Genomic DNA, 21,358 nt, shown 5'->3' on the forward strand with positions numbered 1-21,358 from the left:
CCTTGCCGGTTGGGCAACGGGCGGCTGACAGTTGGTGATTACAGCGTGCGAAGCGAGGCAAACAACTCAGCCCACTCGCTATCCGCCCGATAGAACACCGGCGGTTGGCCCATTGGTGCTGCTACCGTCACCTCGGCCCCTCCGCTATGCCGTTCACCGGTCCACAGGTTGATCCAGCTATCCTGCGGCAGGTAGAGCGTCCAGTCGGTGCGCCCTTCTTCATGCACCGGGGCCACCAGCAGATCACGGCCAAACAGGTATTGGTATTTCAGGCTGTAGGTGTGAGCATCGTCTTCATAATGCAGGAACAGCGGGCGCATCACCGGTAAGCCGGACTGCGCATTGAGCGCCACCGCCTGCTTGATATACGGCTTGAGGGAGGTGAATACCTGGCTCATGCGGGCAAACTGACGGATGGTTTCCACGTCATGATCGAACTGCCAGTTATCATCCGGGCGGTTGCCTTCGTGGGTACGCATCATCGGCGTAAAAGCGCAGAACTCGCACCAGCGCATCAGCAGTTCTTTGCTGCGTTTCATCTCAAACAGCGTGGTGTAACCGCCAATATCGCTGTGGTGCAGGCCGTGGCCAGTCATCGCCAACGACAGCGCCGCCGGGATCACCGAAGCCAGGCCGTCGTCCAGGCTCCAATCCACGTTCTGATCGCCCGCCCACATCATCACCGAATACTTCTGGCTGCCGGTATAGCCCGCGCGCATAAAGAACAGGATCTCGCCCAGCTTGCCGCATTCTTCCAGCGCATCGTAGTTGCACTTGGCCCACAGCGCTGGCCAGGCGTTATGCATGATTTCCGCATCGATGCCGTTATGCAAAACGGTATCAGTCGGCAGATATTCGCCGAAGTCCGCCATCCAGCCGTCGAGGCCAAACTCGATCAGGTTCTTTTTGATGACGTTCTTGTACCAGTCATAGGCTTCGGGCTTGGTAAGATCGACTACGCCAGCATAAAACTCGCCAAATTCGACCTGATAATCTTTGCCGTCGTAATCCTTGGTCAGATAGCCTTTTTCTGCCGCTTCGGCATACAGCTCTTTCTCGATGGCCACGTAAGGGTTGATGTACCCCAGAAAATGTACCCCCTCCTTCTTCCACTGCGGGATGCGTTTATCCAGCTCCGGATACAGCTCACTGTCCCAGCGCCAGTTCCACATCAGGCGTTTGCCAAAAGAGGTGATCCGCCGTCCTTCCCAGTCCTGTGCCCAGAGCCCGCTGACCTTGACACCGTGCTCACGCATCACGTCCAGCTTCTGTTGGCAGACTTCGGTGCCCCCCTGAATGCCCAGGATGACGCCGTCATACACCCAGTCCGGCAGTTCTGGCTGGCGGCCAAGTAACGCGGTCAGCTTTTCCAGCAGGCTGATGTAGCTGTCGGCGCAGTCAAAGCGCAACACCGCCTGATCCTGCCAGATCGCCAACTCATGGAACTCTGGGGCAGAAAAATCGAAGTTCATGTAGCAGCTGTTTTCTACGTGGCAGTAATATTTCTGGCTGCTGACAAACGTCGGCTGCGGGAAGAAGGTCCAGTAGTAATCACCACCGGCATTCTCCTGGCAGTCTGCCTGCCAGGTAACGTAGGTCTGCTTGTTACGGCCAACCCCCTGCTCACTGGTCCATAACGGGAAAGGCTTGCCGCGCAGGTCGAAATAGGAAAACTGTTCGCCGCAGCCATAAACGTGATCTTCCTGCTGGGCAGCCAGGCGCAGCCACATACGGTTGTTCTGCTCGTCGCTGTTGCGCAGCTGCATTTCCAACCGCCCTTGCGCATCGGTAGTGATTGCCAGCGTGCACTGGGCCACATCGCCCCGGCTAAAGCGGATCAGCCAGCCTTTGCCCTGAGGGACGATCTGGGTTTCGGTCAGCGCCAGTTTTTCACTGAGCTGGTCTTTAATGCTGAAGTTGCCGCGGAACATCTCAATATCCGCCTTGCCGCGCCCAATCCACAGGCACGGAGCTGCAGCCGAGTGCTGTATCAGCACCCGCTGCTGAAAGGTCAACGTAAATCCACCTGCGTGTTGCGTAAGTTCCAAGCCTTGCTGAGAAGCCATGATCCATTCTCCAAAAGGTTAAATGCCGTATTTTTCCAAGCGTTGGTCGCCCGCTCAGGTCAGTTCAATCACGTCCAAACCAAGCAGACCGGCCACTTTGCGCAGCAGCGGACGGTGCTCGCCGTAAACCAGCGAGGTGTGGTGCTCCATACCCGCCGCAATCAGACGCTGGCGATAAGTGTCTGCATCCACATCCAGGCGCGCGGTCCCGGCTGTGCCGGAAAACGCCAGCGGGGCCTTGATCATTTCGCCGCCGGCCAGCATCAGGCGTAGCTTGCCCTCGCCCTGAGTGATGCGGCATAGCGTGATGCGCCCCGGTTTCAGAGCAAATTCAGACAGCAGAGGAAGCTTGCGGTTGGAGTGGATGGTGGCCTGCACCGGGCCATCGCGATCGGCCATTTCGATCGGTGCCTGCCCACAGTGCCAGAACACCACGCTGTTATCCTGCGGATCGATATCCACCAGGTCGGTATTGAACGCCGCATTGCCAGAGGCCCACTGCGCCATCAGCGAAGAGAGCACGCCAAACATGTCGGCTTCACAGCCACACGGCACTTTATCTTCGTTCATCAACGCCAATGCCCCACAGGCAGCGCAGCCGTAATCGGTAAAGAAATCCGGCCAGCAGCGCACGGCAATGCCGGTATAACCTTCACGCTGCGCTTTTTCACGCAGGGCAGAGTAAACCTTGAGCGTTTTGCGGGTGGCCGTTTGATCCATCTCCGCCAGGTTAGGGAAATCCTTGGCACGGCGGGCATAAGGCGCATCGGCCACGCTATCCGGCAGCGCCTTCACCTCTTCAATAAACTCCAGCACCGGCTGGCGAGTCACCTCAACGCCAAAGTGCTGCGTCAGTTGCTGCTGGTTGTAGTTACAGGCGTCAAAACCCAGCGGGTGTTCACCAATCACCATCACCTTGGCCTGTTTGAAGCGCTTAACGATCGCCGCGGCCTGCGCCAACTGCTGTAATTCGTTAATCACCCGGCTATCGTCCGGCAGGCCGTGCAGCGTTTGCACGTTGATGGCTTCACGGCTCAGGGCATGGCAAGCCAGATTCACCCCGCAGAAAGAGTTCAGGCGCAAACGGCCACCGGTACGGGCCTCCGGGAATGACCACATCGCCGTGGGTACCGGGAAATCACGCACCACTTCGGTGGTAAGGGAGGCATCGGTAAAGGTCACTTGCAGGATCAGCAGCAGATCGAGATCGGCCTGTTTAAGTGCGGGCAGTACTTGCAGAGCCGATTCGGCATCAAACTGCAATACCGGCTCCCCCACCAGCTCGATATCCATCCCGCTCAACGTCTGCCAGGCTTGCGCCAGCATCTCTTGCGCGTAGGGCACATCGAAGGTCGCGCGGCCAAGTGCCAACACGCCAACTTTTGCTTTATTTTTCATCACATTGCTTCCAGTAATCGAATAAATCTATGCCACAGTGCTGAAGCGGTGTTCAGTCTGGCTGTAATAGTTTTCCCCTGGGCGCAGCACTACGTTGCCAAAATGGGCGTGGTGAATGCTGTCTGGGAACGCCTGGGTTTCAAGGCAGATGCCGGAAAATGCCTGATAGCGATGGCCAGCCTTGCCATTCCAGATCTTGTTGGAAAGCTTAAAGGCGTTATAAAACTGCACGCCCGGCAGCGAGGTGTGCACTTCCATCACCCGCCCGGTCTGTGGGCAAATCAGGCTGGCGGCGGGATGCAAAGCCCCCTCAGCCGGCTTGAGCACGTAGTTCATATCAAAATCCTGCGCCGGGCGGTGCAGCATGGCGTCCCCAAGACGACGGGCGTTGCGGAAATCAAATGCCGTCCCGGCAACGCGGCGGATTTCACCGGTGGGCAGCATGGTGGTTTCATCTACCGGCGTCATAAAGTCGGCGTCGATCTTGAGCTGCTGATCGTGGATCAGGTGCTGATGCCCACGCAGGTTGTAGTGGCTGTGATTGACCAGATTGACCAACGTCGGCTTGTCCGTCTGTGCCTCAAAGCTCAGCGTCATCACGTTGTCTTCCGTCAGGCCGATGCGGTGACGAACCTGCAGATTGCCCGGATAGCCTTCCTCACCATCGATAGAGGTACGGCTGAAAATAATACCGTCGCCGTCTTCCTGTGCCTGCCAGACATACTTGTCAAAACCCCGACGTCCTCCGTGCAGGTGTTGCCCGGTAGGGAGTTCATTGGTGGCCAGAATATATTCCTGACCGTCGATGCTGAAACGTCCACCAGCGATACGGTTGGCGCAGCGCCCGGCAATCGCGCCGAAGAACGGATGCCCAGCCTGATAAGCCGCCAAATTGTCGAAACCCATCACGACATCTTCCGCCTGCCCATGGCGATCCGGCACCCAAAGCTGAGTAATGATGCAGCCGTAATCGGTCACACACAGCCGCATCCCGTTGGCATTGGTCAGCGTGAAAAGGGAAACGGCCTGCCCCTGATGTTCGCCAAAATGCTGGCGTTGAATGGTTGTCATAATCGATGCCCTATGGTTAGCGCGGCAGCTTGCCGCGCAACGGATGCTTAAAACTGAGCGGCTTTGCCCTGGCTGCCAAACAGCCTGATTTTTTCGGCGACTTTGGCCTGCATCACATCACGGCCATGCCCGAGCGACACCGCCAAGACAAACTCGTGAGGATCCTTGCCGAGCACTTCAGCCATCCCCTGGGTGAAGGCCTGCCGCAGTTCGGTGTCCACGTTCACCTTGGCGACCCCCAGTGAGACCGCCTTGCGGATCTGGTCATCCGGTACGCCGGAGCCGCCGTGCAGGACAATCGGTTTTTTGACGATCTCGCGGATCTCTTGCAGGCGTTCGAACGCCAGCTTGGGCTCCTGTTTGTACAGGCCGTGAGCGGTGCCGATGGACACTGCCAGATAATCCACCGTGGTCGATTGAGCAAACTGCAGCGCTTCGTCACTGCTGGTGATCAGGGCGTCTTTTTCGTCGACCGAAATATCATCCTCGGTGCCGCCGATCTTGCCAATTTCGCCTTCGACCCCAATGTTCAGCACATGGGCAACGTCCGCCACGGCACGGGTGATCCGCACGTTTTCGTCAAATGACAGGTGAGAGCCGTCAAACATCACCGACTGGAACCCGGCCTGCACCGCCTGCATGGTCTGTTCAAAGCTGCGGCTGTGATCCAGGTGGATGCACACCGGCACCGTGATATCGTGCATAAACGCATCGATCATCGCCTTCATGGGCTCCAGACCCATCACGCTAATCACTTTCTGCCCCACCTGGATCATGATCGGGGCCTGCTCCTGTTCGGCTGCCAGTAAAATGGCGCGAATGGTTTCGGCGTTGTGTGCGCTGAACGCGCCGATGGCATAGCCGTTTTCCCATGCATGTTGGATCATGGTGTTACCAGATAAATAAGGCATTTCTTCTCCCCTCTGCGCGCTGCATAGCAACCGCAATTACGTTAAGTGTTACGCGTTATTCGCTCTGCCCGAAGCAGCCCGAACCTGTTCCAAAATGGCACTCCAATCCTGACGCCCGCGCCCGCTGGCCCGCGCCTGGCTATAAACCTCGCGTGAGGCTGCGCCCATCGGCATGGCAACGTGCAACTGATTGGCCACATCCAGCGCTATGCCCAGATCCTTGTGCGCCAGATCGATCATGAACGCCGGGCTGAGATCACCCTTCAGCACCTTGTTTGGCCAGGTGGTGGTGAAATGCCCCTTGCCTGCCGGTGTGCCGCTCATGACTTGCAGCGCAACGTCAAACGACAGTCCTAGCGCCTCGCACAGCACCGCAGCCTCGGCAGACAGCGCGTTGAGGGCGATGCTCATGTAGTTGTTGATCAGCTTCACGCGGATCCCCATGCCCGGCCCACCGGCGTTGATCAGTTCCGAGCCCATCGCCATCAGCACTGGCGTTGCGCGCTCCACCTGCTCGGCAGTCCCACCTGCCAGGATCAGCAACGTGCCAGCCTGAGCATGGTCTGAAGTCCGCCCGACCGGGGCATCCATCAGGCTAAAGCCCCGTGCCTGCATCTGGGCAATCAGCCGGTCCGTTTGCAGTGGGTGGATGGTGGACATATCCATCACCAATGCCGCAGGCGATAAGGTGCAGCACACCCCCTCGCCACCAAATAGCACCTCATGCACCAGTTCGCCATTAGGCAACATGGTGATGACGAACTCCGCGTCCAGTGCCGCCTGCGCCGGGCTGGCTGCCGCCTTGGCCCCCTGAGCTACCAAAGCGCTGACCGCCGCCGGGCTGATATCAAAAACGTTCAGCCGGTGCCCCTGCTTGATCAGGTTGCTGGCCATCGGCGCGCCCATTTGCCCTAGCCCGATAAATGCGATCTGTGCCATGGTTCTCTCCTGTTGGTTACCAGTGTCATCTCTGTGTCATCTCACCGACCACAAATCAGACCATTTTTGTCTGTTTTTGATCGTATTTGTAATTTATGGTCAAAAAATTGACAGCCGTCACTCTTTTAACATTTGAGTGAATTAAAATGGTGGCAGCGTGATCGGCAGCCACTTTTTGCTGAAAACCGTTCGCTTACACAGATCAACATCCAGGGATCCAGACCATGACTCGAATCGCATGCGTAGGCATTGCAGTGCAAGACCGCCTGTATTACGTAGAGAAACTGCCTGAAGGCGGGGGGAAATATGTTGCTACCGACTACCGCGAAATTGGCGGAGGCCCGGCGGCAACGGCTGCGGTGGCCGCAGCCAGATTGGGCGCAGAGGTAGATTTCATTGGCCGGGTCGGGGACGATGCCACCGGGCAAACCCTGTTGGCCGAGTTAGGCAGCTATGGTGTGAATGTCAGACATGCCCGCCGTTGCCCACAGGCGCGCTCATCGCAATCGGCTGTGCTGGTGGATGCCCAGGGAGAACGCATGATCATCAACCATCCCAGCCCAGACTTACCCGAGGATGCCGAATGGCTGCATAACATCGACTTTAGCCAGTACGATGTGGTGTTGGCGGACGTGCGTTGGCATCAGGGCGCGCTGACTGCCTTCACCTTGGCCCGGCGCGCGGGTGTCACTACCCTGTTGGACGCCGATGTCACACCGCAGGATATCCACCCGCTAGTTGCTTTGGCGGACCATGCCGCCTTCTCCGAACCGGGTTTGCTGCGGATGACAGGAAAAACAGATATCGAGCAGGGATTGCGTGCAGCAAAAAATGACAAAAACGGACAAGTTTATGTCACTCAGGGTAAACATGGCTGTTTCTGGCTGGAAAACGCTCAACTGAAACATCAGCCAGGCTTTTCGGTTGAGGTGGTGGATACCACGGGGGCTGGCGACGTTTTCCACGGTGCGCTGGCGGTAGCCTTGGGTTCACAGGCCGATATAGCTCAGGCGGTGCGTTACGCCAATGCAGTTGCCGCATTGAAGTGTACCCGTCCTGGCGGGCGCGCTGGCATTCCCAATTGTGATCAAACTGACTCTTTCCTGGCCAGTTTTGTATAATATGGTTGGCCGATGACAATATTAAGGGAGCGGAGCATGAGTCTGACTGAACTTACCGGCAACCCACGCCACGATCAGCTGATCCAGTTGATCGCCAAGCGCGGCTATATGAACATCGACGAGCTGGCGCAATTGCTGGAAGTGTCTACACAGACGGTCAGGCGCGATATCCGCAAATTGAGCGAGCAGGGGCTGATTAGCCGCCATCATGGGGGCGCAGGTCGTGCCTCTAGCGTGGTCAACACGGCCTTTGAGCAACGGGAACTCTCTTACACACAAGAGAAGATAGCCATTGCGGAGGCCATTGCCGATTACATTCCCGATCGTTCCACCATTTTTATCACCATCGGCACCACCGTTGAGCATGTTGCCCGGGCGCTGATGAACCACAGCCACCTGCGCATCATTACCAACAGCCTACGGGTGGCGCATATCCTGTATAAAAACACCGAGTTCGAAGTGATGGTGCCGGGCGGCACGCTGCGCCCCAATAACGGCGGTATCATCGGCCCCAGCGCCGTAAGCTTTGTGGAAGGCTTTCGCGCCGACTATTTGATCACCAGCGTAGGGGCAATCGAAGCCAACGGCGATCTGCTGGAATTTGACGTGAATGAGTCCAGCGTGGTGAAAGCGATGATGGCGCACTCACGTCATATTCTGCTGGCTGCGGACCACACCAAGTTTCACGCATCTGCAGCGGTGGAAATCGGCAATACCCGACAGGCGACCGCGTTGTTTACCGACCTACCTCCCCCCTCAGCAATGGGATCGGTGTTACAGCAGCAGCAAGTGGAACTGGTCGTTATTCCCACCGGCAGCGAAGAACCCACGCTCTGATCTAAGGTGGTAAACCCGCTGATTTTCCTGCCGTTCGTCAATGCACGCAGAACTTTACTATGCGTGCATTAATTACCCATTTGACGCTGCCAATATTCCCTGCAAATAGTTGCCATAGTCGCCAATATATCCGGCCATTCCCTCTTAATGATTAAGGTTAATTAAGTATGTAAAAATCCGCTAATTATGCCCAATCATCAAACCTGCTATCACTAGAAAAATCTTACGATATGAACATTGAGGGTTGTCTCAGAATGTCAGTGTGTTAGGGTATAGGGCACTCTTATTTTCTATTAGGACAATTTTAGCGTTTGATAATAAACCAAAGGAAACAGCGAATTGCATGGCAATTAAACTAGAAGTTAAAAATTTATATAAGATATTTGGTGAGCACCCGGAACGCGCATTTAAGCTGATAGACAAAGGTTTGACGAAAGACCAGCTGCTGGAAAAAACGGGGTTATCACTTGGCGTCAAGAACGCCTCTCTGGCCATTGAAGAAGGCGAGATATTTGTCATCATGGGGCTTTCCGGTTCCGGTAAATCCACCTTGGTACGCCTTCTCAATCGTCTGATAGAACCCACCCGCGGTGAGGTGCTGATTGACGGCGAGGATATATCCAAAATATCCGATGCTGCGCTGCGCACCGTACGGCGTAATAAGATCAGTATGGTGTTCCAGTCATTCGCCTTAATGCCGCATATGAACGTATTAAATAATACTGCGTTCGGCATGGAATTAGCGGGCATTCCTTTACAGGAGCGCCAGGAAAAAGCGCTGGATGCGTTACGTCAGGTTGGGCTGGAAAATTATGCCAATGCCTATCCCGATGAACTGTCCGGTGGTATGCGCCAGCGTGTCGGCTTAGCCCGCGCCATGGCTAACGATCCGGATATATTGTTAATGGATGAAGCCTTCTCTGCGCTGGACCCATTAATTCGTGCCGAGATGCAGGATGAGCTCGTCAAATTACAGGCGAAACATCAGCGCACCATCGTCTTTATTTCCCACGATCTGGATGAAGCAATGCGTATTGGCGATCGTATTGCCATTATGCAGGGCGGCGAAGTGATCCAGGTGGGTACCCCGGATGAGATATTAAATAATCCGGCCAACGATTATGTGCGTACCTTCTTCCGCGGCGTCGATATCAGCCACGTATTCAGTGCCAAAGATATCGCCAAACGTCGCCCGGTGACCCTGATCCGTAAGACCCCCGGTTTTGGTCCGCGCTCTGCGTTGCAGATCCTGCGTGATGAAGACCGTGACTATGGCTACGTGCTTGAACGCGGCCAGAAATTTATCGGCGTGGTATCGATAGACTCTCTCAAGCAGGCGCTGGCGGCCAATCAAACGCTGGACGACGCCTTGCTGGATGCCCCACTGCCCGTTCCGGCGGATATGCCGCTGAGCGAGCTGATCTCACTGGTAGCACAGGCCCCTTGCGCCGTGCCGGTGGTCGGGGAAGACAACAACTATATCGGTATTATTTCCAAAGGCATGCTGCTGCAGGCTTTAGATAAAGAGGGCCCTACGAATGAGTGATAATCAGGATCCATGGGCAACGGCTGCCACATCCCCTAACGACGCCCCGGCAACCCAGGCTGCCACCAGCAGCGATCCCTGGGCAACCGGCGCACCTGCAGACAGTGTGCCCCATGATGCCGCTAATCAGGCCGCATCGAGCGCTGACTGGCTTAACAGCGCCCCAGTGGAGCCCGAGCACTTTAGCCTGCTGGATCCGTTCCACAAGGCTTGGGTGCCGTTTGACAGCTGGGTCACCCACGCCATTGATTGGCTGGTGCTGCACTTCCGTCCGCTGTTCCAGGGCATTCGCGTGCCGGTAGATTTCATCCTCAGCGGTTTCCAGCAGTTTTTGCTGGGTATGCCTGCTCCAGTCGCCATTTTGCTGTTCTCGCTGATCGCCTGGCAGATATCCAGCCTCGGCATGGGGGCCGCTACGCTGCTGTCGTTAGTCGCCATCGGCGCTATCGGGGCCTGGTCACAGGCGATGGTCACGCTGGCGCTGGTGCTCACCGCCCTGTTCTTCTGCATCTTGATAGGTCTGCCGTTGGGCATATGGTTGGCCCGCAGCAAACATGCCGCCAAGGTGATCCGGCCACTGCTTGACGCCATGCAGACCACGCCAGCCTTCGTCTATCTGGTGCCGATCGTCATGCTTTTCGGTATCGGTAACGTGCCGGGGGTGGTGGTAACAATCATCTTCGCCCTGCCGCCCATCGTACGTCTGACGATCCTGGGCATCAAACAGGTGCCGGAAGATCTGATCGAAGCCGCCGAATCCTTCGGCTCCAGCCCGCGCCAGTTGCTGTTTAAAGTGCAGCTGCCGCTGGCCATGCCAACCATCATGGCCGGGGTTAACCAAACGCTGATGCTGGCGCTGTCGATGGTGGTTATCGCCTCGATGATCGCCGTAGGCGGTCTGGGCCAGATGGTGCTGCGTGGCATCGGCCGCCTGGATATGGGGCTGGCCGCCGTAGGTGGCGTCGGTATCGTTATTCTGGCCATTATTCTCGATCGTCTCACCCAGTCGCTGGGGCGCGATCGCCGCAGTAAAGGGCTAGGCCGCTGGTATACCCACGGCCCAATCGGGTTGATCGCTCGCCCGTTTATCAAAAAAGCCTGATCGTTCTACCCGCCAGCGGCTTACTGCCCTGGCGGGCTATCTCCAAACAACATCAATAACAGAGGAAAAACTATGCGCACTACAGGGATCTGGGCGATTGCCCTTACCACACTGCTTGGTTCACAGGTTGCTTCCGCTGCTGATTTGCCAGGAAAAGGTATTTCGGTACAACCGATACAGAGCACCATCTCCGAGGAGACCTTCCAAACGCTGCTGGTCAGCAAGGCATTGGAAAAACTCGGTTATGACGTCAAAGAGCCGCGTGAGGTGGACTACAACGTGGCCTACACTTCCATCGCCGCAGGGGATGCCACTTTTCTGGCAGTGAACTGGGATCAGTTGCACGCCGATCAGTATCAGGCCGCCGGGGGCGATAAAAAATTCTATCGTGAAGGGGCTTACGTCAGCGGCGCTGCTCAGGGCTACCTGATCGACAAAAAAACCGCCGACCAGTATCACATCACCAACGTTGAACAGCTAAAAGATCCGAAAATTGCCAAGCTGTTTGATACCAACGGTGACGGCAAGGCCGACTTGACCGGCTGTACCCCGGGCTGGGGCTGTGAAACGGTGATTAATCACCATATCGAAGCCTATGGCTTGGGCAAAACCGTGGAGCACAATCAGGGCAACTACGCCGCCATGATCTCCGATACCATCACCCGCTTCAAAGAAGGCAAACCGGTGCTGTATTACACCTGGACGCCGTACTGGGTCAGCGATGTGATGGTGCCTGGGCGTGACGTTGTCTGGCTGCAGGTGCCGTTCTCTTCCCTGCCGGGCGAGATGAAAGATGTCGATACCAAGCTGCCGAACGGGGCCAACTATGGCTTCCCGGTCAACACCATGCATATTGCCGCCAATAAGCAGTGGGCGCAGGCCAACCCTGCCGCCGCCAAGCTGTTTGCCATAATGAAACTGCCGATTGCCGACGTCAACGCGCAGAACCTGCGGATGCATGCAGGCCAGGCTTCCGAAGCCGACATCCAAAACCATGTCAACGGCTGGATCAAGGCTCACCAGGCCACGTTTGACGGTTGGGTGAAAACCGCCGCCGAAGCCGCCAAATCATAATATCCCCATGGGCGCGGCTTATACGCTGCGCCCTCATTCCGGCAACATCATCTCGGTAAACTGTAAAAATCGTTCTGCCGTCTTCGACAGAGGTGGGTTCCACACGCAATACACCTGACGACGTGGACCATCGACGATCGGAATAGCCACCAGCGAACTCAAACGCTGGGCCGTGGAAATCGGCACGATCCCCGCAGCCAGGCCTCGCCGTACCAGATTCTCCAACCATTCGATATGGTCGATCTCAAAGCTCACATGGCGTTTGATCCCTGCCGCCTGAAAGGCTCGGTCGGTCTGCCGCCGCGCTCCGGTTCCGCTATAGAAATCCACCAGCGGCACTTCTGACAGCGTTTGCAGATTGATGCGTTGATGCCCCGCCAGCGCATGTTCTGCGGCCACCAACGCAACCAGCGGCTCATCGGTCAACTGGCGATGCGACTCTGGCAGCATGTCTTTATCGCCCGGCCAGATGCCAACAAATGCCACATCGGTCTTCTGCTGGCGAATATCCTCCAGCAACACCTCACTAATGCCAACGTACAGCCGGATATTCACCGCCGGATGATGACGGTGGAATTCCCCCAGCTTTTCGGTGAGGTCAATCGCGTTGATGGTTGAAATGGTGCCAATCGTTAACGTACCGGATACCGTACCAGCGGCCGCCACCACTTCCTCCACCAACGTCTGCTTGGCGGCCAACAACCGCTGCGCCGGTTGAATGAAAGCCCGGCCAGCGGTGGTCAGCTCAACGCGACGCGAAGTTCGCTCAAACAGCGTACAACCGAGTTCTTCTTCCAGTTTGGCGACCTGATGACTCAGGGCTGACTGCACCGTATGGCAGCGCTGGGCAGCACGGGTAAAGCTCTGCTCCTCGGCCACCGCCAGGGCATAACGGATCTGTTTCAGATTCATACTATCTATCGCGAAATGAGATGGATCAGATGAAAATTATACATTGGTTTAACATTCTGTTCTGCCTGATACTTCGATCACAGATTTCCATTATTGAAGACCTATGAACCAACCAACCGAACACCCGGGCCTTAGCCCTGCACTGACGCTGTTAATCGCGATGGCCACCGGCCTGGCGGTTGCCAGCAACTACTACGCCCAGCCGCTGCTGGAAACCATCGCACAAAACTTTAATCTATCGGTTAACCAGGCCGGATTTATCGTCACCGCGGCCCAGCTAGGCTATGCGGTTGGCCTGCTATTTCTGGTGCCGTTGGGCGATATGTTTGAACGCCGTGGGCTGATCGTCTTTATGACGCTGTTAGCCGCCGGAGGCATGCTGATCACCGCCTCTTCCAGCACCTTATCGATGATGATCCTCGGTACGGCTCTCACCGGCTTGTTCTCCGTCGTGGCCCAGCTTTTAGTACCACTCGCCGCCACCTTGGCACACCCGGCAAAACGCGGTAAAACCGTCGGCGTGATCATGAGCGGCCTGCTGCTCGGCATTCTGCTGGCACGTACCGTCGCCGGTGCTTTGGCGGCCCTCGGCGGCTGGCGTACCATCTACTGGGTGGCCAGCGTGTTAATGATCCTGATGGCCCTTCTGCTGTGGCGTGCCTTGCCGCGCTATAAGCTGCATTCTGGCCTGAATTACCCGCAGTTGCTGAAGTCCATCTTTTCCCTGTTCTGCTTCACCCCGTTGCTGCGTACCCGCGCGATCATCGGCGCTTTGTCGTTCGCCAACTTCAGCGTGCTGTGGACCTCAATGGCTTTCCTGCTGGCTTCCCCACCTTTCAACTATTCCGAGGGCGTGATTGGGTTATTTGGCCTGGTGGGTGCTGCTGGCGCCTTGGCTGCCTCACGCGCCGGTCATCTGGCCGATAAGGGCAAAGCAGGGCTAACCACCAGCGTCGGGCTGGTACTGCTGTTGCTGTCCTGGATCCCGATTGCGTTGGCACCGTACTCTCTCTGGGCGCTGATTATCGGCATTCTGGTGCTGGATCTGGCAGTGCAGGGGGTGCATGTCACCAACCAAAGCGTGATTTACCGCATCATGCCGGAGGCGCGTAATCGCCTGACCGCCGGTTACATGACCAGCTATTTTATCGGGGGGGCCGTGGGTTCAGTGCTTTCCGCCGCCGCTTATCAACATGCTGGTTGGAACGGCGTAGCGGCGATTGGTGGCGTATTGTGCGTGCTGAATCTGCTGACCTGGTGGCGTGGCAAGCGCTATGACCCGCAGGGTCCGGCCTCGATCTAGTTAGCAAGAAAATAATAACCCAGGAAATTTATTAGGCCGCAGGGTGTGAAAATTACTTACACTCTGGTAATATTGTCGCGGTAAATTATTGGCGACCTATGCACCCTGCGCCCCGGACCACCATGAACGACCTTACTCAGGTAAGTTTTCTTTCTATCCCCTCCGCAGGATGCCGTAGTGCCCCGCCCAGTTACATAAACAAACCTTACCTATCTCAGCCTGCGGAACGGCAGAATTTGTGCCTTCAATCACAAGACCTTAGGGTCTGTGGCGTTAAGCATTTACAAACAACTTACAAATGACACGAATTGCTAAATTATTCCCCTTGCTGAAGATTTACATTATTAATCACTATCGTTACTATACCGAACGAAATTAATGAGGCACTAAATTATGGAAAGCTCGTTTACCCCCATAGAGCAAATGCTGAATTTCCGCGCCAAACGTCAGAAAGACTTCCCATATCAGGAAATCCTGCTGACCCGCCTATGCATGCATATGCAAGGCAAGCTGTTGGAAAATCGCAATAAAATGCTGAAAGCACAGGGAATCAACGAAACCTTGTTTATGGCTCTCATTACGCTGGATGCGCAGGAAAACCACAGTATTCAGCCTTCTGAGCTAAGCTCGGCCCTAGGTTCGTCACGCACCAATGCCACCCGCATTGCCGATGAACTAGAGAAACGCGGGTGGATTGAGCGCCGGGAAAGCGATCACGATCGCCGCTGCCTGCATCTGCATATGACCCAGGCTGGGGAAGCGTTTCTCGAACAATTGCTGCCACCGCAGCATAAATGTCTGCACTTTCTGTGGTCTACGCTGAACGACGAGGAGCAGCAGCAGCTTGAAATGCTGACGCGCAAATTGTTGACCCGTTTGGATCAGATGGAAGTTTCAGAACAGTTATCCCAATAATTCCTGTTCAGGTAATCATTTTATGCGATCCCCGTTAAACTGGAGATTCACCCCGCTGTTCGCCGTTCTGTTGCTGGCGGGGTGCGCATCTACCGATAATATTGCCCCGCAATCCAAGATGATGGATCCGCAACAGCTGCAGCTTGCCCAGCCGAAAGTCAGCTCGCTTGCCATCAGCCCGCAATGGTGGCGCACGCTTAACGATCCCCAGCTTGATAGCCTGATGACCCAGACGCTGCAAAACTCGCCTTCGCTGCAACAGGCGGGCGCTCGCGTGCGTGAAGCCCAAAGCGTGGCGGGGGAAGCCAGTGCTGCCAACGGCCCTAATCTGGATCTGAATGCCAGCATCAACCGTCAGCGTCTGGCGCAAAACACCAACCTGGGCTTTGGCTATCTGCCCAACCCGGTGTATGAATCCACCAACTCGCTGGGTTTGAATCTGGCTTATGAGTTTGACTGGTGGGGCAAATATCGCAATCAGGTCAATGCGGCAAAAGCGCAGATCGATGCCGCTCGTGCCGAGCAGGCACAGGCCGCTCTGACGCTAACCAGTTCGGTTGCCTCTGCTTATTACCAGTTACAGGCGAATTACGCGCTTGAGAATGTGCTGCAACAAGAGGTGGATAACAATCAACGCCTGGCCGACCTGCGCCAAAAGCAATATAAAGCCGGGATCTACGGCGTGGAAATCCCGCAACAGACCCAGGCACAAGCCGACAGTGCCAAGCAGCAGATCATCCAGCTACAGTCACAGATTGAACAACTGAAACACCAGTTGGCCGCCCTGGCCGGTCTTGGCCCGAATGCGATGCAGTCTCTGCATCCGGTGGCCATGCCAAGCGAAGAACAGTTAGCCCCCAAAGGCGAACTCACCGCGGATTTGCTGGGCAAACGCCCGGATATCGTGGCACAGCGCCAACTGGTGGAGTCCTATAACCAACGGGTCAGTGCGGCACGCAAAGAGTTCTACCCTAGCCTGTCGATCTCGGCCTTTGCTGGCTTGACCACTACCAACGTCGGCGGTACCAGCCCGAATCTGTTTGAAGCCGCCAGCCAGGCGTGGGGCGTGGTTCCAGCCATTTCCCTGCCTATCTTCCATGCCGGTGCGCTACGCAGCAAGCTGGGTGAAGAGTCCGCACTCTACGATCAGGCGGTGGGTTCCTATAACCAAACGCTCGTCAATGCGTTACAGGAAACGGCCGACGCCATCACCATTCAACAGAGCAGTAGCAAGCAGTTGCTGCAGGCAACCTCTGCCTCCCAATCCATGCAGGATGTGTACCGGGTCGCCAACGCCAAATACCAGGCAGGGATTATTGGGCGTGATGAACTGTTGACCAGCCAGACGCAGCTATTACAGCAGCAACAGGCACAACTGAATGCCAGCAGCAACTTGATGCAGGCGAAGATAGCATTGGTACGCGCGTTGGGGGGTGGCTACCAGGCCCCGGCGGCAGCGGAACCAAAAGCATAATTTTAGAGCGTGGAGAATACCATGAGTGCAAGCGCGGAAACTCAAACCCCGCAGCAACCGGCTGGCAAAAAACGGCAGCGTAAATTCTGGCTGCTGCTGTTGACGTTTATTTTTGTGATTATTGGGGTGGCCTATTTAGTCTATTGGTTCCTGGTGCTGCGTCATCACCAAGAAACCGACGATGCCTACGTGGCCGGTAATCAGGTGCAGATCATGGCCCAGGTTTCCGGTAGCGTGAACAGCGTTACCTTCGATAACACCGACTTTGTCCGCAAAGGCGATGTGCTGTTAACGCTGGATCCTACCGACGCCGAACAGGCGTTTGAGCGGGCCAAAACCGCGCTGGCCAACAGCGTGCGCCAAACGCATCAGTTGGTGATCAACGGTAAGCAGTATCAGGCTAACATTGCGCTGCGCAAATCCGAGCTGAGCAAGGTAGAAAACGATCTCAAGCGTCGTATCGTGCTGGGCAACGCCGATGCCATTGGCCGCGAAGAGCTGCAACATGCGCGTGACGCGGTAGACAATGCCAAAGCGGCACTGGAAGTCGCGGTGCAACAATACAATGCCAATCAGGCGATGGTGCTGAATACCCCGTTGGATAAACAGCCCGCCGTGCTGCAAGCCGCCGCACAGATGCGCGACGCCTGGATGGCGCTGCAGCGTACCCGTATCGTCAGCCCAATCACCGGCTTCGTTTCACGCCGTAGCGTTCAGGTGGGGGCACAGATCTCCCCTGGGACGCCTCTGATGGCCATAGTGGCACCAGACCATGTCTGGGTGGATGCCAACTTTAAAGAAACGCAGATAGCCAACATGCGTATCGGCCAAGAAGCCACCGTGGTGAGTGACCTGTACGGTAGCGACGTGGTGTTCAAAGGCAAGGTTGTGGGTATCGATATGGGTACCGGCAGCGCGTTCTCATTGCTGCCTGCACAGAACGCTACCGGCAACTGGATCAAAGTGGTGCAGCGTTTACCCGTGCGTATCGAACTGGATGCGCAACAGGTTGCTGAGCATCCTCTGCGTATCGGTCTTTCTACGCTGGTCAAAGTCGACACCACCAATCTGGACGGCCTGGTGCTCTCCGATACGGTACGTCAAAAACCGCTGTTTGAAACCAACGCGCTGACGCTGGATCTGGCGCCGGTGAATCAGATGATCGCCGATGTGATCCATGCAAACGCCGGTTAAGCGAGCGGGAGGCTACCTTGGCACAGAAACCGCTTGAAGGTGCCCAGCTCGCCTGGATGACGGTCGCGCTCGCCATGGCGACCTTTATGCAGGTGCTGGACTCCACCATTGCCAACGTGGCGATACCGACCATTTCGGGTAACCTCGGGTCTTCCAACTCGCAGGGCACCTGGGTGATCACCTCGTTTGGGGTGGCCAACGCCATCTCCATTCCGATCACCGGCTGGTTGGCGAAACGCGTGGGTGAAGTTCGCCTGTTCCTGTGGTCCACGGCGCTGTTCGCCCTGGCCTCCTGGCTGTGCGGTATCTCCAACAGTCTGGGCATGCTGATCTTCTTCCGCGTGATCCAGGGCATCGTCGCCGGGCCGCTGATCCCGTTGTCGCAGAGCTTGTTGCTGAATAACTATCCCCCCGCCAAACGATCGATGGCCCTGGCGCTATGGTCGATGACCGTGATCGTCGCGCCGATTTTCGGGCCGATCCTGGGCGGTTATATCAGCGATAACTATCACTGGGGCTGGATCTTCTTTATCAACATCCCGATTGGGCTGTTCGTGATCCTGATTGCAATGTCGACGCTGAAAGGCCGGGAGACCAAAACCGAGATCAAACCTATCGATACCGTCGGGCTGGTGCTGCTGGTGGTTGGCATCGGTGCGCTGCAGATCATGCTCGATCAGGGCAAGGAGCTGGACTGGTTCAACTCGACCGAGATCATTGTCCTGACCGTCGTGGCTGTGGTGGCGTTGGTGTTCCTGGTGGTGTGGGAGCTGACGGACGATCACCCGGTGGTGGATTTGTCGCTGTTCAAATCGCGCAACTTTACCATCGGCTGTCTGTGTATCAGCCTGGCTTACATGCTGTATTTCGGGGCGATCGTGCTGTTGCCACAGTTGCTACAGGAGGTATATGGCTACACCGCCACCTGGGCCGGCTTGGCGTCTGCGCCGATCGGGTTGCTGCCGGTGATCTTGTCACCGATTATCGGCCGCTTCGGTAACCGGCTGGATATGCGCCGTTTGGTCACCTTCAGCTTCATCATGTATGCCGTGTGCTTCTACTGGCGCGCCTACACGTTTGAACCGGGGATGGATTTTGGTGCTTCCGCCTGGCCGCAATTCTTCCAGGGCTTTGCCATCGCCTGCTTCTTTATGCCGCTGACGACCATTACCCTGTCCGGGTTGCCGCCGGAGCGCATAGCGGCAGCATCGAGCCTGTCGAACTTTACCCGTACCTTGGCGGGTTCTATCGGCACCTCGATCACCACCACCCTGTGGACCAGCAGAGAGGCGATGCACCACTCGCACCTGACCGAGTTTGTGAATCCGTTCAACCCGCAGTCGCAGGAGATGTACAGCAAGCTGGAGCAGCTAGGCATGAGCAAGCAGCAGGCTTCGGCGTATATCGCCAACGAGATCACCGCGCAGGGGCTAATCATCTCGGCCAACGAGATATTCTGGCTTTCGGCGGGGGTGTTCCTGATATTGCTGGCGCTGGTCTGGTTCGCCAAACCACCGTTCAGTTCCGGGGGCGGTGGGGGCGGAGCCCACTGATCGAGTCACGCCCATAAACTCCAATGGAAGTGGCTAAAGATCTTCTGTGATATGGGGCGGTTCAAAGATGGACCGCCTCATAGAATTGAATGATGCTTTCCCCATCGACCTATTTTTGTGGATTTTGGGTACATAAAAGACAACAATAATGCCGCAGTGCCAGAATGGATATTAGTTGAATTTATAAACTTTTCTAACAGGGAATCTCTGGGCTAAAGCATGATTAAAAAAACGCTGATTGCAGCATTAAGCCTTGGTATGGTCGGTTGTGCTGCCATGAAAATACCTGCCTACGCAGAAGTCAAAACCAGTCCGTATTATGATGAATGCCGCGAGTTCGCCGTCGATGTGTATAACAATGATGGGTACAGCAAGCTCGTCAATGACACGATACTGCGCATGAACGAGCAAAAAGCTCAGGCCATTGTGACTGGATGTGTGATCGCTATGGGAAAAAACAGTCTTGAAGAAGCCAAATTTGATATGAAACAAAAGGCCGTAACTTTTGGGATAATCAATGCTGCTTGCGACAGCGCTTCGTGCCGGGCTGATACGGATCAACAGCTGAAAGCTTTTACCCTTGGCAGCTTTTATGCGACACAAAAGAAATTTTCCGACAACATGAAAGTTGAGAAAACTGGGAAAGCTGATTTTTAAGGGCTAGAGTTGCAGACATATTTAGTCACATAGATCAAAACCCTGACCTTACGGCCAGGGCTTTGTCATTAATCGGATTCTATATAGCGTAAAGTATTACGCTTGATTCTGACGCCACCAGTCGGCCAACAGAATACCGGTAGCTACCGAGACGTTCAGGCTTTCTACTTTGCCGGTCCCGCCGATAGACACGCTCATATCACCCTGTTGCCAAGCGCTGTCACTCAGGCCATCACGCTCCTGGCCCAATACCAGCACCATCTTGGTTGGCAGTTTAGCCTGCGCCAACGGCGTGCCTTTATGGCTGGAGGTGGTGACGATGGTGTAACCCGCTTTGCGGAACGTATCCAGCACGGAGAGGAAATCATCGGCATTGATTGCCTTGATGTGTTCCGCCCCGCCTTCAGCCGTACGCACCGCGGCACCAGACTCCAGCACAGCTGGATCCTGAAGCAATACGCCGTTCACGCCAAAGTGAGCACAAGAACGAACGATCGCACCCAGGTTGTGTGGGTTGCCCACTTCTTCCAGTGCCAGCACGCAATCTTTGGCCGGAGCATTCTGCAGGTAAGCCTGCGCATCCAGACCTTGACGCTTTTTAATCAGGAAGCACACGCCGCCGTGATGTTCGGTACCAGACGCTTTGGCCAGTTCCTCTTCATCCACCACATGGTAAGCCTTGCGGTTAGCCGCCATCCAACGCAGTGCCTCACGGAAACGTGGGGTTACGGATTGCACAAACCAGGCACGGACGATGGCATCTGGACGGCTGGCGAACAGGGCTTTACAGGCGTTCTCGCCGTAAACACGGGTTTCTTCCGCACGTTGGCGGCGCAGCTGCTCGGGATCGATAAAGCTTTTGCCACTGATGCCACCATGATCGAACGCCGGTTCTTCTTGCGGAGCACGGGACACGGTTTTCCACGGTGATTCATAACCACCGCTGTCTTCGGTGCGCGCCGGACGGCGAGGACGATCGCTTTCACTGCTGCTGCGACGGGGATCGGTACCCCGACGGTCGCCACCGCGCGCCTTATCCTGACCGGCACGGCCAGAGCGTGCATTGTCAGCCGGGCGGCCTTTGCCGTCAGGTCGTTTATTCTTGTTACGGTTGTCGCCGCTATCGTCGTCACTACGGACGAACATCACTTTAACCTTACCGTTCTTGCCACTAAATGAATCGTTCATTGTCTTCTCCACCAACGCGCAGGGCGCGAAGATTACCTGATGTTGGTGCGCTAAGCCACCAACTTGCGCTAAAAGCTAGCATCTATCAAATTCATCG

General features: G+C 56.0%; 18 protein-coding genes. 11 read left to right on the top strand and 7 right to left on the bottom strand.

Annotated features, from left to right (window positions below):
* Nucleotides 1-38: 38 nt before the first annotated feature.
* The 5 genes from WN53_RS01425 to yihU are packed head-to-tail and all read right to left on the bottom strand — an operon-like array spanning nt 39 to nt 6,385.
* A complete protein-coding gene (locus tag WN53_RS01425) occupies nt 39-2,066 on the bottom strand; it encodes an alpha-glucosidase (protein ID WP_024484835.1) in 2,028 nt (675 codons plus the stop codon).
* Between the two features lie 54 nt (nt 2,067-2,120).
* Nucleotides 2,121-3,464 carry an L-fucose/L-arabinose isomerase family protein gene (locus WN53_RS01430; protein ID WP_024484836.1) on the bottom strand — a complete coding sequence of 448 codons (1,344 nt, stop codon included), beginning with the start codon at nt 3,462-3,464 and terminating at the stop codon, nt 2,121-2,123.
* 27 nt (nt 3,465-3,491) lie between these two features.
* A complete protein-coding gene (locus WN53_RS01435) occupies nt 3,492-4,535 on the bottom strand; it encodes an aldose epimerase family protein (RefSeq protein WP_024484837.1) in 1,044 nt (347 codons plus the stop codon).
* A 47-nt stretch (nt 4,536-4,582) separates the two neighbouring features.
* Nucleotides 4,583-5,446, bottom strand: coding sequence for a class II fructose-bisphosphate aldolase (locus tag WN53_RS01440; protein ID WP_024484838.1), 864 nt, complete (start codon nt 5,444-5,446; stop codon nt 4,583-4,585).
* Nucleotides 5,447-5,494: 48 nt separating this feature from the next.
* Nucleotides 5,495-6,385 (bottom strand): sulfolactaldehyde 3-reductase, encoded by an 891-nt coding sequence (gene yihU / locus WN53_RS01445; RefSeq protein ID WP_024484839.1) that lies wholly within the window; start codon nt 6,383-6,385, stop codon nt 5,495-5,497.
* 224 nt (nt 6,386-6,609) lie between these two features.
* Between yihU and WN53_RS01450 the strand changes: the two genes are divergently transcribed.
* From WN53_RS01450 to proX, 5 genes are all read left to right on the top strand, one after another.
* Nucleotides 6,610-7,506: a sugar kinase gene (locus WN53_RS01450; RefSeq protein WP_024484840.1), complete on the top strand. Its 897-nt coding sequence runs from the start codon at nt 6,610-6,612 to the stop codon at nt 7,504-7,506.
* A 36-nt stretch (nt 7,507-7,542) separates the two neighbouring features.
* Nucleotides 7,543-8,343, top strand: coding sequence for a DeoR/GlpR family DNA-binding transcription regulator (locus WN53_RS01455; RefSeq protein ID WP_024484841.1), 801 nt, complete (start codon nt 7,543-7,545; stop codon nt 8,341-8,343).
* Nucleotides 8,344-8,686: 343 nt separating this feature from the next.
* Complete coding sequence (proV, locus tag WN53_RS01460; protein ID WP_021807606.1) at nt 8,687-9,889, top strand: glycine betaine/L-proline ABC transporter ATP-binding protein ProV; 1,203 nt, start codon at nt 8,687-8,689, stop codon at nt 9,887-9,889.
* Nucleotides 9,882-10,991 (top strand): glycine betaine/L-proline ABC transporter permease ProW, encoded by a 1,110-nt coding sequence (gene proW / locus WN53_RS01465; protein WP_024484842.1) that lies wholly within the window; start codon nt 9,882-9,884, stop codon nt 10,989-10,991. The genes proV and proW overlap by 8 nt, the downstream gene beginning before the upstream one ends.
* 72 nt (nt 10,992-11,063) lie before the next feature.
* The gene (proX, locus tag WN53_RS01470) at nt 11,064-12,065 is read left to right on the top strand and encodes a glycine betaine/L-proline ABC transporter substrate-binding protein ProX (protein WP_024484843.1); all 1,002 of its coding nucleotides are present in this window, start codon (nt 11,064-11,066) and stop codon (nt 12,063-12,065) included.
* A gap of 33 nt (nt 12,066-12,098) precedes the next feature.
* Here proX and WN53_RS01475 read toward each other — a convergent pair whose 3' ends face one another.
* Complete coding sequence (locus WN53_RS01475; RefSeq protein ID WP_024484844.1) at nt 12,099-12,977, bottom strand: LysR family transcriptional regulator; 879 nt, start codon at nt 12,975-12,977, stop codon at nt 12,099-12,101.
* Nucleotides 12,978-13,080: 103 nt separating this feature from the next.
* On the opposite strand from WN53_RS01475, the gene WN53_RS01480 reads away from it, so the two are divergent.
* The 6 genes from WN53_RS01480 to WN53_RS01505 all read left to right on the top strand — a co-directional run bounded on the left by WN53_RS01480 (nt 13,081) and on the right by WN53_RS01505 (nt 20,073).
* The gene (locus WN53_RS01480; protein WP_024484845.1) at nt 13,081-14,280 is read left to right on the top strand and encodes an MFS transporter; all 1,200 of its coding nucleotides are present in this window, start codon (nt 13,081-13,083) and stop codon (nt 14,278-14,280) included.
* A gap of 393 nt (nt 14,281-14,673) precedes the next feature.
* Nucleotides 14,674-15,195 carry a transcriptional repressor MprA gene (gene mprA, locus WN53_RS01485; RefSeq protein WP_021178983.1) on the top strand — a complete coding sequence of 174 codons (522 nt, stop codon included), beginning with the start codon at nt 14,674-14,676 and terminating at the stop codon, nt 15,193-15,195.
* Nucleotides 15,196-15,217: 22 nt separating this feature from the next.
* A complete protein-coding gene (locus tag WN53_RS01490) occupies nt 15,218-16,669 on the top strand; it encodes an efflux transporter outer membrane subunit (RefSeq protein ID WP_024484846.1) in 1,452 nt (483 codons plus the stop codon).
* 21 nt (nt 16,670-16,690) lie between these two features.
* Entirely contained in the window at nt 16,691-17,863 is a 1,173-nt protein-coding gene (emrA, locus tag WN53_RS01495; RefSeq protein ID WP_024484847.1) for a multidrug efflux MFS transporter periplasmic adaptor subunit EmrA, read from the top strand.
* Nucleotides 17,864-17,919: 56 nt separating this feature from the next.
* Nucleotides 17,920-19,416, top strand: a complete 1,497-nt coding sequence (gene emrB, locus WN53_RS01500; protein ID WP_235166970.1) for a multidrug efflux MFS transporter permease subunit EmrB — start codon at nt 17,920-17,922, stop codon at nt 19,414-19,416.
* Nucleotides 19,417-19,635: 219 nt separating this feature from the next.
* Nucleotides 19,636-20,073 carry a hypothetical protein gene (locus WN53_RS01505; protein WP_037412230.1) on the top strand — a complete coding sequence of 146 codons (438 nt, stop codon included), beginning with the start codon at nt 19,636-19,638 and terminating at the stop codon, nt 20,071-20,073.
* Between the two features lie 96 nt (nt 20,074-20,169).
* On the opposite strand, the gene WN53_RS01510 is transcribed toward WN53_RS01505, so the two are convergent.
* On the bottom strand, nt 20,170-21,261 hold the full coding sequence (locus tag WN53_RS01510) for a tRNA/rRNA methyltransferase (RefSeq protein WP_024484850.1): 1,092 nt from the start codon (nt 21,259-21,261) through the stop codon (nt 20,170-20,172).
* Between the last annotated feature and the right edge of the window lie 97 nt (nt 21,262-21,358).

The organism is Serratia fonticola (assembly GCF_001006005.1).
Lineage (GTDB): Bacteria > Pseudomonadota > Gammaproteobacteria > Enterobacterales > Enterobacteriaceae > Chania > Chania fonticola.

Coding starts and splice junctions, on each gene's coding strand:
- WN53_RS01435 (WP_024484837.1), bottom strand. CDS start 4,535: ATGACAACCATTCAACGCCAGCATTTTGGCGAACATCAGGGGCAGGCC.
- proX (WP_024484843.1), top strand. CDS start 11,064: ATGCGCACTACAGGGATCTGGGCGATTGCCCTTACCACACTGCTTGGT.
- WN53_RS01430 (WP_024484836.1), bottom strand. CDS start 3,464: ATGAAAAATAAAGCAAAAGTTGGCGTGTTGGCACTTGGCCGCGCGACC.
- WN53_RS01490 (WP_024484846.1), top strand. CDS start 15,218: ATGCGATCCCCGTTAAACTGGAGATTCACCCCGCTGTTCGCCGTTCTG.
- WN53_RS01510 (WP_024484850.1), bottom strand. CDS start 21,261: ATGAACGATTCATTTAGTGGCAAGAACGGTAAGGTTAAAGTGATGTTC.
- emrB (WP_235166970.1), top strand. CDS start 17,920: ATGACGGTCGCGCTCGCCATGGCGACCTTTATGCAGGTGCTGGACTCC.
- WN53_RS01475 (WP_024484844.1), bottom strand. CDS start 12,977: ATGAATCTGAAACAGATCCGTTATGCCCTGGCGGTGGCCGAGGAGCAG.
- proV (WP_021807606.1), top strand. CDS start 8,687: ATGGCAATTAAACTAGAAGTTAAAAATTTATATAAGATATTTGGTGAG.
- WN53_RS01480 (WP_024484845.1), top strand. CDS start 13,081: ATGAACCAACCAACCGAACACCCGGGCCTTAGCCCTGCACTGACGCTG.
- WN53_RS01505 (WP_037412230.1), top strand. CDS start 19,636: ATGATTAAAAAAACGCTGATTGCAGCATTAAGCCTTGGTATGGTCGGT.
- WN53_RS01450 (WP_024484840.1), top strand. CDS start 6,610: ATGACTCGAATCGCATGCGTAGGCATTGCAGTGCAAGACCGCCTGTAT.
- WN53_RS01455 (WP_024484841.1), top strand. CDS start 7,543: ATGAGTCTGACTGAACTTACCGGCAACCCACGCCACGATCAGCTGATC.
- mprA (WP_021178983.1), top strand. CDS start 14,674: ATGGAAAGCTCGTTTACCCCCATAGAGCAAATGCTGAATTTCCGCGCC.
- WN53_RS01440 (WP_024484838.1), bottom strand. CDS start 5,446: ATGCCTTATTTATCTGGTAACACCATGATCCAACATGCATGGGAAAAC.
- proW (WP_024484842.1), top strand. CDS start 9,882: ATGAGTGATAATCAGGATCCATGGGCAACGGCTGCCACATCCCCTAAC.
- WN53_RS01425 (WP_024484835.1), bottom strand. CDS start 2,066: ATGGCTTCTCAGCAAGGCTTGGAACTTACGCAACACGCAGGTGGATTT.
- emrA (WP_024484847.1), top strand. CDS start 16,691: ATGAGTGCAAGCGCGGAAACTCAAACCCCGCAGCAACCGGCTGGCAAA.
- yihU (WP_024484839.1), bottom strand. CDS start 6,385: ATGGCACAGATCGCATTTATCGGGCTAGGGCAAATGGGCGCGCCGATG.